General features: G+C 34.0%; 12 protein-coding genes. 4 read left to right on the forward strand and 8 right to left on the reverse strand.

The annotated features are described in order from the left end of the window. Positions 1-39: 39 nt before the first annotated feature. From ACFQ1Q_RS08235 to ACFQ1Q_RS08250, 4 genes are all read left to right on the forward strand, one after another. Positions 40-444, forward strand: a complete 405-nt coding sequence (locus ACFQ1Q_RS08235) for an HYC_CC_PP family protein (RefSeq protein WP_449361587.1) — start codon at positions 40-42, stop codon at positions 442-444. A gap of 63 nt (positions 445-507) precedes the next feature. Beyond that, entirely contained in the window at positions 508-1,242 is a 735-nt protein-coding gene (locus ACFQ1Q_RS08240) for a heavy-metal-associated domain-containing protein (RefSeq protein ID WP_386129812.1), read from the forward strand. After that, the gene (locus ACFQ1Q_RS08245; RefSeq protein WP_386129814.1) at positions 1,239-3,476 is read left to right on the forward strand and encodes a TonB-dependent receptor; all 2,238 of its coding nucleotides are present in this window, start codon (positions 1,239-1,241) and stop codon (positions 3,474-3,476) included. Before ACFQ1Q_RS08240 ends, ACFQ1Q_RS08245 begins: the two co-directional genes overlap by 4 nt. 140 nt (positions 3,477-3,616) lie before the next feature. Beyond that, the gene (locus ACFQ1Q_RS08250; protein WP_386129816.1) at positions 3,617-3,970 is read left to right on the forward strand and encodes a heavy-metal-associated domain-containing protein; all 354 of its coding nucleotides are present in this window, start codon (positions 3,617-3,619) and stop codon (positions 3,968-3,970) included. A gap of 50 nt (positions 3,971-4,020) precedes the next feature. On the opposite strand, the gene ACFQ1Q_RS08255 is transcribed toward ACFQ1Q_RS08250, so the two are convergent. The 8 genes from ACFQ1Q_RS08255 to miaB all read right to left on the reverse strand — a co-directional run bounded on the left by ACFQ1Q_RS08255 (position 4,021) and on the right by miaB (position 11,815). Then, complete coding sequence (locus tag ACFQ1Q_RS08255) at positions 4,021-4,677, reverse strand: DUF6090 family protein (RefSeq protein WP_386129817.1); 657 nt, start codon at positions 4,675-4,677, stop codon at positions 4,021-4,023. A gap of 149 nt (positions 4,678-4,826) precedes the next feature. Beyond that, complete coding sequence (gene groL / locus ACFQ1Q_RS08260) at positions 4,827-6,455, reverse strand: chaperonin GroEL (RefSeq protein ID WP_386129819.1); 1,629 nt, start codon at positions 6,453-6,455, stop codon at positions 4,827-4,829. A 110-nt stretch (positions 6,456-6,565) separates the two neighbouring features. Then, on the reverse strand, positions 6,566-6,841 hold the full coding sequence (locus ACFQ1Q_RS08265) for a co-chaperone GroES (RefSeq protein ID WP_386129821.1): 276 nt from the start codon (positions 6,839-6,841) through the stop codon (positions 6,566-6,568). Positions 6,842-7,059: 218 nt separating this feature from the next. Further along, the gene (gene secG / locus ACFQ1Q_RS08270; RefSeq protein WP_386129823.1) at positions 7,060-7,386 is read right to left on the reverse strand and encodes a preprotein translocase subunit SecG; all 327 of its coding nucleotides are present in this window, start codon (positions 7,384-7,386) and stop codon (positions 7,060-7,062) included. Continuing rightward, entirely contained in the window at positions 7,379-8,254 is an 876-nt protein-coding gene (locus ACFQ1Q_RS08275; RefSeq protein ID WP_386129825.1) for a hypothetical protein, read from the reverse strand. The genes secG and ACFQ1Q_RS08275 overlap by 8 nt, the downstream gene beginning before the upstream one ends. 1 nt (position 8,255) lies before the next feature. Continuing rightward, positions 8,256-8,756 carry an LptE family protein gene (locus ACFQ1Q_RS08280; RefSeq protein ID WP_386129827.1) on the reverse strand — a complete coding sequence of 167 codons (501 nt, stop codon included), beginning with the start codon at positions 8,754-8,756 and terminating at the stop codon, positions 8,256-8,258. A 27-nt stretch (positions 8,757-8,783) separates the two neighbouring features. After that, on the reverse strand, positions 8,784-10,067 hold the full coding sequence (locus tag ACFQ1Q_RS08285; protein ID WP_386129828.1) for a sigma-54 interaction domain-containing protein: 1,284 nt from the start codon (positions 10,065-10,067) through the stop codon (positions 8,784-8,786). 299 nt (positions 10,068-10,366) lie between these two features. Continuing rightward, complete coding sequence (gene miaB, locus ACFQ1Q_RS08290) at positions 10,367-11,815, reverse strand: tRNA (N6-isopentenyl adenosine(37)-C2)-methylthiotransferase MiaB (protein ID WP_386129830.1); 1,449 nt, start codon at positions 11,813-11,815, stop codon at positions 10,367-10,369. Positions 11,816-11,956 lie beyond the last annotated feature (141 nt).

Genomic DNA, 11,956 nt, shown 5'->3' on the forward strand with positions numbered 1-11,956 from the left:
AAGTTCTATTTTTTAATAGGAATTGGTTAACTTTGCAGTGTGAAACAAAACTTGATACATAAAATATTTTCGATAGCATTGTCGGCATTAGTATTGTTCTCTACTTTTTCTTTTACAGTAGAAAAGCACTATTGTGGTAATCGTTTAGTTGATGTAGCAGTGTTTTCTGAAGCAAAAGGTTGTGGAATGGAAATGCCTTTAAAAAACAGCATGAAAAAATCGTGTTGTAAAGATACAATAGATGTTATTGAAGGGCAGGACGAATTACAGTCACTATCTTTTGATGATTTTGAGTTAGAAACTCAGGAGTTTATTGTTTCTTTTCTGTATTCGTTTTCGGTCTTTTACGAAAGTTTACCTAAACAAATAGTTCCGCATAAAGATTACTCACCACCAAATTTAGTTTACGACATTCAGCTTTTAGATGATGTTTTTTTAATTTGATACACAGTTATTAATTGGTTGAATTATTTCAATAAATTACTAATGCCTTCAAATTAAATTATAATGAAACACACATATAAAGTTACAGGCATGACATGTAACGGCTGTAAAGCTTCAGTAAAAGAAAAGCTTTCAGCACTTCAAAATATAACTTCAGTTAATGTAAATCTTGAAAAAGAAGAAGCAACGGTAGAAATGACTTCGCACGTTTCTTTGTCGGAATTACAATTGGCTTTACCAGAAAAATATCAAATTTCACAATTAGAAGAAACCAACGTGTTTTCTTCAACTTTGACTAAAAAAGAAACCTCAGAATCTAAGTTAAAACAATTATTTCCTCTGTTTTTAATTCTAAGTTACATTTTTGTGGCTTCCATTTTACTGAATAAAACAGCATGGAATACAGCCCGATTTATGTATGATTTCATGGGTTTATTTTTCATTGTTTTCAGTTTTTTTAAATTTCTAGATTTAAAAGGTTTTAGCCAAAGCTTTAGCATGTACGACCCGTTAGCAAAACGTTTTTCACCTTATGCTAAAATCTATCCATTTATTGAATTGGTTTTAGGTTTTTTATTTTTAATGCGAATAGAAATTAAGCTAGCCTTAATACTAACGCTTATCATTTTAGCAATTACAACAATAGGAGTCGCAAAAGTTCTTTTAGATAAAAAAACCATACAGTGCGCTTGTTTAGGTACGGTTTTAAAATTGCCAATGACGACAGCAACGATTATAGAAAATTCAATAATGTTATTAATGGCAATTTATATGCTAGTTAAAATCTTTGTGTTATGAGACAGATATTATTTTTACTGATAGGTCTTCTTGTAATTACGGGAAATGCTCAAGATAAACTTAATGGAGTGGTTTTAGAATCCATTGATGGTAAAGAAATGCCACTTCCTGGAGCAAACGTCTATTGGTTAAACACTTCAGTTGGTACGATGACCGATGAGAACGGCGCATTTTCAATCGCATATGAAAACTCTTATTCAAGATTAATTATTAGCTATGTCGGTTTTAAGACAGATACGCTGACAATTACAAGTAATAAATCTATACGTCATGTATTGCAAGCTACCTCAGCTTTAGACGAAGTCACTATTACCTCTCGAAAATTAGCTACAACAAGGTCGTATCTAAAACCGACAAATACAATGACGGTAAGTAGTGACGAATTATTAAAAGCTGCATGCTGTAACCTCTCTGAAAGCTTTGAAACCAATCCGTCAATAGACGTCAATTTTGCAGATGCGGTTTCTGGTACAAAACAGATTAGAATGTTAGGTTTAAAATCGCCTTATATTTTAATTTCTACTGAAAACGTGCCTGCCATTAGAGGTGCATCGCAAGCTTATGGTTTGGGTTTTATTCCAGGAACTTGGGTTGAGAGTATTCAGATTACTAAAGGTGCCGGAAGTGTTGTTAATGGCTACGAGAGTATTGCTGGGCAGATTAATGCCGAATTGGTAAAACCATTAACCGATAATCAATTTTTTCTTAATGCTTATGGGTCAATTAACGGGCGTTTAGAATTAAATACACATTTTAACCAAAAATTATCAGATAAATGGAGTAGCGGTTTGTATTTACACGGCAATATTAGAAATCAAAAGTTTGATAATAATGATGATTCATTTTTAGATATTCCTCTTAAAAAGCAAATTAATATCATGAACCGTTGGCAATACGTAAATGGTGAAAAAGGAATAGTGAGTTTTATAAATTTTAGATATTTAAATGATGAAACACAATCTGGACAAGTAGATTTTAATCCAGATACAGATGAAGGTACGACAAACAATTGGGGAAGTTTAATTAACACCGAACGTTTTGAGGTTACTACAAAGTTAGGGTATGTAAATCCTGAAATTCCATGGCAAACCCTTGGTTTTCAAACGGCGTTTAGCTACCATAAACAAGACTCCTATTTTGGGTTAAATGTTTACGACATTAAACACAATAGTTTTTATTCTAATCTTATTTATAATAGTATTATTTCAGATTCTCGTCATAAGGTTAAAACAGGTTTGAGTTTTACTTTAGATGATTATGAGGAATTAGTAAACGCAAACACTTTTAATCGTGTTGAGAATTCCTACGGTGCATTTTTTGAATACGCTTATGACGATTTAAATAAGCTAACGTTAACCGCGGGTTTACGTGGTGATGTGCATAATAGATTTGGGTTTTTTCTAACGCCACGTTTGCATTTGCGTTATACGCCATGGGAAAAATCCGCATTGCGTTTTTCAGTCGGTCGCGGCATAAAGAGCGCTAATATTTTTGCTGAAAATCAGAATATATTTTCGAGTTCAAGACAAATAAACATCAGAAATACAGGTGGTAAAATTTACGGTTTAGACCCAGAAATCGCATGGAATTATGGGGTGAGTTATTTGCAAGGCTTTAATCTATTTGGTCAAAAAGGTGATATCACTTTTGATTTTTACCGTACCGATTTTAAGAATCAAGTGGTTGTAGATTATGAAAATCCATTCGAAATTAATTTTTACAACTTACAAGGTGAGAGTTTTGCTAATAGTTTTCAAACAGAAGTAAATTATAATGCATTCTCTAATTTCGATATTCGGTTGGCATACAAATTTTATGATGTGCAAACCGATTATGACTCTGGTAGATTGCAACGACCATTAACACCTCGTCATCGTTTGTTTGCTAATGCGGCTTATGAAACAGAATTGACAGAAAAAGGTGAGCGATGGAAATTCGATGCCACGTATAATTGGCTCAGTCAGCAACGTTTCCCAGACACGAGTTTAAGTCCATCGCAGTTTCAATTAGATGAATTTTCGCCAACTGTTGGCACGTTAAATTTGCAAGTGACCAAAGTCTTTTCACCAAAGTTGGAAATCTATGTTGGTGGCGAAAATGTAATCAATGTACGTCAGCCAGACCCAATTATTAGTGCAGATAATCCGTTTGGTTCAAATTTTGATACTAATTTTGTATATGGTCCAATTTTTGGAAGTATGTATTATGCAGGATTAAGGTTTAAAATAAAATAATAATTTTGTCTTCTCGAGCGCAGTCGAGAGGTTTTAGTAGTTGAGGACTAAATAGGTCTCGACTGCGCTCGACCTGACAATAATATAAAAATAAAAGTATAATAGTTTCTCATTTTCATGGGAACGAAAATAAATTTTCGATGAAAAAAATAATAACACTAATTGCCCTTTTTATTAGCATCATAGCCTTTAGCCAAAATAAAAATGCCAAACAAACCATTGAAGTTGATGGTGTTTGTATGATGTGTAAAGACCGCATTGAAAAGGCAGCCATCCGCACTAAAGGTGTAAAGTCTGCCATTTGGAATGTAAAAACGCACGAGCTAAAACTCATTTTTGACGAGCGTAAAACTAATGTAGAAACCATTTCTAAAAAGTTAGCACAAGTTGGCCACGATACAAAAGCTGTAAAAGCAACTGAAGAAGCATACAATTCTGTGCATCCATGTTGCAGATATCGTGATGAGGATGTAAAGAAGGAGCATGAGAATTAATTGAAAAGCCCGATTTTTAATCGGGCTTTTTACTTCTATTGTAAATTAATTTACTTCATTGCGTTTTTAATTCTTACACTTAAATTATCACAATTATCTATTGCTTTTTTTGTAACAACTTGTTTGTCTTTTAAAGTTGTTGTAAGCGCACGGACAATGTTTTTTAATAGTACTTCGTTAGTAAATGGTGAGTTGCCTTCGAAAAGCTGGTCATAGTCTGCATTTTCAATCATATATCTGCCCATATAATCTCTTACTAAACTTGTGTGTCTAAAATATACATCACTTAATTGTTCGTACTGTGTGTAATGACCTTGGATACTAGTTTTTAAATCAAAGTCATCTATCAATTTTAAATCCCCAGAATTTATTAAAGTTTTATATGTAATATCTTGAGGACTAAATGTATTGTATTGTACAAGTTCAAAAGTACTATTCATTAAGGGCATACCTTGTTTTTTGCCAGTATTTAGAATAGGAATCAGTTCCTCACAAATCTTAAGTTTTTGTTTTAAATCTTTTGCATTTTTTGTTAGCTGAAGTTTATCTGCTTCAATGTCACTTTTAAGATTGCTAAGGTATTGCTCTTTTAATTTTGCGTCAGTTCTACTTTCTGCACATTTATTCATACTAAAAGCAATGGTAATACCAATAATAACGATTATAATTTCACGAAGTGTATATTTCCAAGTTTTTGTTTTGCTCAAAGTAAATATTTTAGTTTTTTAAATCTACTAAAATTTATTTAAAACAAAAGCCTCTGACTTTCGTCAAAGGCTTTTCAAATTTATTTCAGCTTCACTTATCTCAAATTTTTTACGTCCGAGTAAGCTCAACGTCTGCGGCGACTCGCCGCCTACATCATGCCTGGCATTCCGCCGCCCATTGGAGGCATTGCTGGAGCATCTTCTTTAATGTCTACTAAAGCACATTCGGTAGTAAGAATCATACCTGCAACAGAAGCAGCATTTTCTAAAGCTATACGTGTTACTTTTTTAGGGTCAATAATTCCTGCTTTAAGCATGTCTACATATTCTTCAGATTTTGCATTGTAACCAAAATCTTTTTTGCCTTCAAGTACCTTGTTGATAACTACAGAACCTTCGCCACCAGCATTTTCTACAATAGTACGTAAAGGTGCTTCAATAGCTCGGTTTACGATTTGTACACCAGTAGTTTCATCTAAATTATCTGTTGTAATTTTTTCTAAAGTCTTTTTAGCACGTACCAATGCAACGCCACCACCAGCAACGATACCTTCTTCTACTGCGGCACGAGTGGCGTGTAATGCATCATCAACACGGTCTTTCTTTTCTTTCATCTCAACTTCAGAAGCAGCACCAACATAAAGTACAGCAACACCACCTGCTAATTTAGCCAAACGCTCTTGCAGTTTTTCTCTATCGTAATCAGATGTTGTTGTTTCAATCTGTGCTTTTATTTGGTTTACACGTGCCTTAATATCAGACGCTTTACCAGAACCATTTACAATCGTTGTATTGTCTTTGTCGATGGTTACAGTTTCAGCGGTACCCAACATAGAAAGGTCAGCGTTTTCTAATGAGAAACCACGTTCTTCAGAAATAACAACACCACCAGTTAAAATTGCGATGTCTTCTAACATAGCTTTTCTACGATCTCCAAAACCTGGTGCTTTTACAGCAGCGATTTTTAATCCACCACGTAACTTGTTTACTACTAAAGTAGCTAAAGCTTGACCTTCAACATCTTCTGCAATAATTAATAAAGGACGACCAGATTGTGCAACTGGTTCTAATATTGGAAGGATTTCTTGTAAGTTAGAAATCTTTTTATCAAATAATAAGATGTATGGATTTTCTAAATCAGCAATCATCTTATCAGCATCTGTTACGAAGTAAGGTGATAAATAACCACGGTCAAATTGCATACCTTCAACAACATCCACATACGTGTCCATTCCTTTTGCTTCTTCAACAGTAATTACACCTTCTTTACCTACTTTTCCGAAAGCAGTTGCAATTAAATCGCCAATAGTATCATCATTATTTGCAGAAATAGCTGCGACTTGCTTAATTTTATCAGAGTCGCTTCCTACTTTTTTAGCTTGCTTTTCTAAATCTTTTACTATAGTCTCAACTGCTTTATCAATACCGCGCTTTAAGTCCATTGGGTTTGCGCCAGCAGCAACGTTTTTTAAACCTTCTTTTACAATTGCTTGAGCTAAAACAGTTGCTGTAGTTGTCCCGTCACCAGCTAAATCGTTGGTTTTAGACGCAACCTCTTTTACCATTTGAGCTCCCATATTTTCGAGCTCATTTTCTAACTCAATTTCTTTAGCTACAGAAACGCCATCTTTGGTCACTTGCGGAGCGCCGAAAGACTTGCCAATGATTACGTTTCGTCCTTTAGGACCTAAAGTTACTTTTACTGCATTTGCTAATGCATCTACACCGCGTTTTAATCCGTCGCGTGCTTCAATATCAAATTTTATATCTTTTGCCATTTTTTTTTAAATTTTTGCTTTTAGCTGTTAGCCTTTGGCTATTAGCTAAAAATTAATTTTTGTTATAAATTTGGATTGCTAATGGCTAAAAGCCAATAGCTTAATGCGAATTATACAATCGCTAAAATATCACTCTCACGCATCATTAAATAATCCTTGCCTTCGAGTTTAAGTTCTGTTCCGCCGTACTTTCCGTAAAGTACAGTGTCTCCAACCTTAACAGTTAGTGGTTCGTCTTTTTTACCATTACCTATAGCCACAACAGTTCCTTTTTGTGGTTTTTCTTTTGCGTTATCCGGAATAATAATTCCCGAAGCTGTTTTTGTTTCAGCAGCTGACGGTTCTACTAGAACGCGGTCCGCTAAAGGTTTAATGTTTAAAGCCATTTGTTATATATTTTGTTATTAAAAATTAAATTTACGCTTAAGCGTAAGTCGAAAATTATGCCAAGCCGAATAGACTGACAAATGTGCAGAATAGAGGTGGTTTTTAATATTAGTTTATGACTTCTCGACTGTTACTCGATGTTGAATATCTTTAATATAAAAACACAAAAAAGCCAACTTAAAAAGTTGGCTTCCTATAAATTTTATAGAACTAGAGATTAATCTCCAGTATTAGAATCGTCAGTTGTAGCAGGTTGTTCAGTTGTTGTCCCGTCAGCATCTAAAGCTTTAGAATCACTAACACCGCCAGCACCATCAATAGTGATATTTGATAATAAGATTAAAGCAATTAAAAGTGTTGCTAAAAACCATGTACTTTTATCTAAAAAGTCACCAGTTTTTTTTACGCCACCTAATTGTTGTGTGCCACCACCACCGAAAGAAGATGATAATCCACCGCCTTTTGGGTTTTGAACCATAATTACTACGATGAGTAAAAATGCTACTACTACGATTAATATTAAGAATATTGTAAAATTAGTCATTGTTTGTATTATTTCGTTCGCTTAATTCTTTTACCGCTTTAATTTGGTCTGCAAAGAAACTACTTTTTTCTGGATATTTCAAACTTAAAATTCGGTAAGATTGAATTGCCTTTTCATAGTTTTTTTGCTCAAGATAAATACGCGCTAAAGTCTCTGTCATTAGGCTATCTTCCAGTTTTTCATAGTTGTCAACTAGCTTGGGTTTAGGCGCTTTTGTACTTGGTTTTATTTTTGGATTCTCGGAAATAAACTTATCAATTGTCGCTAATTTTTCTGCTAAAGGCGAATTGTTTTCACTTTGCTGAATAGTTCTATCGATAGGCTTAAAACTCGAAATTTTTAACCATTCTGAAAAAGAATGTGTCTCAGTTGAAGAAAACTCAAAAGGTTTTCCTATTTGTAGTTGTTCTTCTAGTTTTCTAGATTGAAGGATTTGTGTTTGTTGTGGAATTTCTTCCTTTTGTTTAAAGAGGTTTGGGTCTAAAACACCTTTAGTTGCTTCAACCTGCTCTTTTAAAGCATCATCAATTTTAATACTTTTTTCTATAGAAATATCATCGACTTCATTAACAATGATACCTTTAATGTATTCTGAATTTTGCTTAATTTGAGCAGAAATCTCATTTTGATTGAAAACATCGCTCGTAATAAAATCAAATAAAATACTGCGGTCAGTTGTATGCGCTGCAGTTACCTTTAAAGCGTTATTGTACTTGTAACTTTCTTTATTTTTTAAAGCTTTTAAATGCAAAGCACGTGCAGATTGAAAATAAGGATAATTGTTTACTATACTTTCTAAAGCTTCTATTTGGTTAGAATCTAAAGCTTCGGGTTGTTGTAATATGTTTGTAAATTCTTGAAGTTGCATATTACCAATCGGCGAAAGCGGCCTGAAATATATCTTGTGTTATACGTTCGTAAATAGTTTCAATAGCTGTATCTCTTCGGCTTCCTGTTAAAAGCGCATCTCCTTCGTAATCAAAAAAGAAAGAGAAACGTTGCTCAAAACTCTTTTCTTCATTTTCGGTATGTGTGTATCTCACATTAACACCAATAGTTAAACGGTTTTGTGCTGCTCTGTTGTTAGCAGTTGCCGTGGTAGGAGAAATTCGATATTCAACAATTTCACCATCAAAAATGGCTACAGCTCCAGAGGTCACTAAAGTTGAATTGGTTTGGTTCTGCAATAAATCTTGAAGCGTATTTCTAAAAAGAAAATCGATACCAGGTTCTATTAAAGGCGCATTATTTTGAAAGAAATTCACTTGGAAAGTTTCGGGTACATCTGTAGCGCCAGTAAATGAATACGGTCCACAACCTAAAAAGCTTAAGGCTGCAATTAGTATGAAGATGTTTTTCTTTATTCTCATGTTTCTTTTCAAAATAGAACGCTAAAATTATAAATCGTATTGCTTAATCTTTCTGTATAACGTGCGCTCGCTGATACCTAGTTCTGCAGCAGCTAATTTACGTTTTCCGTTATGACGCTCAAGCGATTTTTTAATTAATTCCAATTCTTTATCGTGTAAAGATAACGTTTCTTCTTCCTCAATTTCTTCGGCAAAATGGTATTTGTCTTCAACAGTAGCTGGTGTTGCTGTGGTTACTTCGGTAGTATTGTTACTATCAGTAATTTCTAATACATGAGATTCTTCCATTAAGTCTTCAAAATCTGAAGCAGCATCACTTTCACCATAAATTTTTTCGATAAGGTCTGGATTTTCTTTCTGCACATCAGAGACGTTACCGTTTTTCATCAATTCCATAGTGAGTTTTTTTAAGTCATTTAAGTCACTTTTCATATCAAAAAGAACCTTGTATAAAATCTCACGTTCGTTGCTAAAGTCACTTTCAGATTTACTGCTATTAATAACAGCTGGTAGGTTTTGCCCTGCACCAGTTGGTAAGTAATTCTTTATGGTTTGTGCATTTATGGTACGATTGTGCTCTAAGACCGAAACTTGCTCAGCAACATTTCTTAACTGACGAATATTTCCATTCCAGCGGTAATTTGTTAGTAGTGTTACTGCATCATCAGAGAGTTTTACGGTTGGCATTTTGTATTTAATGGCAAAATCGCTCGCAAATTTTCTAAATAATAAATGAATATCATCTTTTCGCTCACGTAAAGCAGGCAGATTAATCTCTATTGTGCTTAATCGGTAATATAAGTCTTCACGAAATTTTTCTTTTTTAATCGCCTCGAACATATTAACATTTGTGGCAGCAACAATCCTAACATTTGTTTTTTGAACTTTACTTGAACCTACTTTAATAAATTCTCCATTTTCTAAAACACGAAGCAAACGCACTTGTGTGGTTAATGGCAATTCGCCAACTTCATCAAGAAAAATTGTTCCGCCATCTGCAACTTCAAAATATCCCGAACGTGTTTGCGTAGCACCCGTAAACGCCCCTTTTTCGTGACCAAACAATTCACTATCAATTGTGCCTTCAGGAATTGCACCGCAGTTAACCGCAATGTATTTACCGTGTTTACGATGCGATAATTGGTGTATAATTTTTGGAATACTTTCCTTACCAACACCACTTTCTCCAGTTACTAAAATAGAAATATCGGTTGGTGCTACTTGTATCGCTTTTTCTATAGCACGATTAAGCTTGGCGTCGTTACCAATAATTCCGAAACGTTGTTTTATGGCTTGTATTGACGATTCCATATTAATTATTTACGATTTGCCCTATTTCCGCTAGAGTTTGAAGGACTTTTAAAATTAATAATATTGAAAGAGTTATGTTAAAACTTTTACTTGCTGAACTTCTTTTTTTTGTAATCAACCAAGCTATAAGACTTGCAATGAAACTTAAAACAAAATAAAAAAGAAAAGACCCTAAATAAGCTCCTAAATTAAATGCGTCTTTCTGTGAAAATAAGACGAACGAGACAACATATATCAAGGCAAGTATTGAAATATATATGATATTACTTTTGCTTAATTTATAACTTTCCTTCATCAATTTAATTATTATCTGAATACCCAACTGCTTCACCAATAAGAGTTGCTGAGGTGCAATCTGTAATTTTTACGTTTACAAAATCGCCCACTTTATAATGCGCTTTTGGAAAAACGGCAACAGTGTTTTGTGAGTTTCGTCCCATCCAATGTGCATCGGATTTTTTAGATTCTTTTTCAATTAAAATTTCTTGAATTTGTCCTAAATTTTGCTGCGTACGGTAATGACTATGCTTGCGTTGCAAAGCTTGAATTTCATTTAAACGTCGTTGTTTTACTTCAGCAGGAATATCATCTTCCATACGACGGCCAGCTAATGTTCCTGGTCTTTCAGAATAAGCAAACATAAACCCAAAGTCGTACTTTACATATTCCATCAAACTCAAAGTATCTTGATGCTCTTCCTCAGTTTCCGTAGGAAAACCAGCAATCATGTCTTGGCTTATCGCCACATCTGGTATAATTTTACGAATATTGTCAATTAACTCCATATACTCTTCACGAGTGTGCAAACGATTCATTTCTTTTAAAATACGGTTGCTACCACTTTGAACAGGTAAGTGAATATAGTTGCAGATATTTCTGTGTTTCGCCATAGTTTCAATTACGTCCAACGTCATATCTTGAGGATTAGATGTTGAAAAACGAAAACGCATTTTTGGTTGTGCTTTTGCGCACATATCTAAAAGCATAGCAAAATTCACAGCAGTGGCTTTTTGCATTTCAGTAGCTTTTTTAAAATCCTTTTTTAATCCACCGCCATACCATAGAAAGCTATCTACGTTTTGACCAAGTAGCGTTACTTCTTTAAAACCTTTTGCTGCTAAGTCGTTAATTTCTTCAATTATAGATTGTGGTTCACGGCTACGCTCACGACCTCTAGTAAAAGGAACGACGCAAAACGTACACATATTATCACAACCGCGTGTTATAGATACAAAAGCGGTAACGCCATTTGTATTTAATCTTACAGGCGCAATATCGCCATAGGTTTCTTCTTTAGAAAGGATAACGTTTATGGCATTACGGCCATCGTCAACTTCGCTAATTAAATTTGGTAAATCCTTGTAAGCATCTGGTCCGACAACAAGGTCAACCATTTTTTCTTCTTCTAAAAATTTACTTTTTAAACGTTCTGCCATACAACCCAAAACCCCTATTTTCATTTTAGGATTTTTGTTTCGTTTTACGGCATTATATTTTTCTAGACGTTTACGAACAGTTTGTTCGGCCTTGTCTCTAATAGAGCAAGTATTTACCAAAACCAAATCAGCATCTTCAAGATTTTTTGTGGTATTAAAACCTTCTTCAGATAAAATTGAAGCGACGATTTCACTATCGCTAAAATTCATTTGGCAACCGTAGCTTTCTATAAAAAGCTTACGCGTATTACCTTCTTTGGCTTCAATATTAAGGTGTTCGCCTTGTTTTTTTTCGTCTATTATTTTTTCCATATGTAATATTCTGAAGTCAGAATAATTTTTCTTCCAAATTCTCAATAAGCATGCAAAGATAAGATTAATTTTAGTTTTATGACAAGTTGGCAGTATCAATTCTGGTAAAAAAAATGATGTTAAATAGTATTAAAAATAGGT

It is taken from the genome of Winogradskyella litorisediminis (assembly GCF_042675765.1).
GTDB classification, from domain to species: domain Bacteria; phylum Bacteroidota; class Bacteroidia; order Flavobacteriales; family Flavobacteriaceae; genus Winogradskyella; species Winogradskyella litorisediminis.

Bases quoted from the DNA above. Each gene is read 5' to 3' on its own strand.
- groL (WP_386129819.1), bottom strand. From the start codon at position 6,455: ATGGCAAAAGATATAAAATTTGATATTGAAGCACGCGACGGATTAAAA.
- ACFQ1Q_RS08265 (WP_386129821.1), bottom strand. From the start codon at position 6,841: ATGGCTTTAAACATTAAACCTTTAGCGGACCGCGTTCTAGTAGAACCG.
- ACFQ1Q_RS08240 (WP_386129812.1), top strand. From the start codon at position 508: ATGAAACACACATATAAAGTTACAGGCATGACATGTAACGGCTGTAAA.
- ACFQ1Q_RS08280 (WP_386129827.1), bottom strand. From the start codon at position 8,756: ATGAGAATAAAGAAAAACATCTTCATACTAATTGCAGCCTTAAGCTTT.
- ACFQ1Q_RS08250 (WP_386129816.1), top strand. From the start codon at position 3,617: ATGAAAAAAATAATAACACTAATTGCCCTTTTTATTAGCATCATAGCC.
- miaB (WP_386129830.1), bottom strand. From the start codon at position 11,815: ATGGAAAAAATAATAGACGAAAAAAAACAAGGCGAACACCTTAATATT.
- ACFQ1Q_RS08285 (WP_386129828.1), bottom strand. From the start codon at position 10,067: ATGGAATCGTCAATACAAGCCATAAAACAACGTTTCGGAATTATTGGT.
- ACFQ1Q_RS08275 (WP_386129825.1), bottom strand. From the start codon at position 8,254: ATGCAACTTCAAGAATTTACAAACATATTACAACAACCCGAAGCTTTA.
- ACFQ1Q_RS08245 (WP_386129814.1), top strand. From the start codon at position 1,239: ATGAGACAGATATTATTTTTACTGATAGGTCTTCTTGTAATTACGGGA.
- secG (WP_386129823.1), bottom strand. From the start codon at position 7,386: ATGACTAATTTTACAATATTCTTAATATTAATCGTAGTAGTAGCATTT.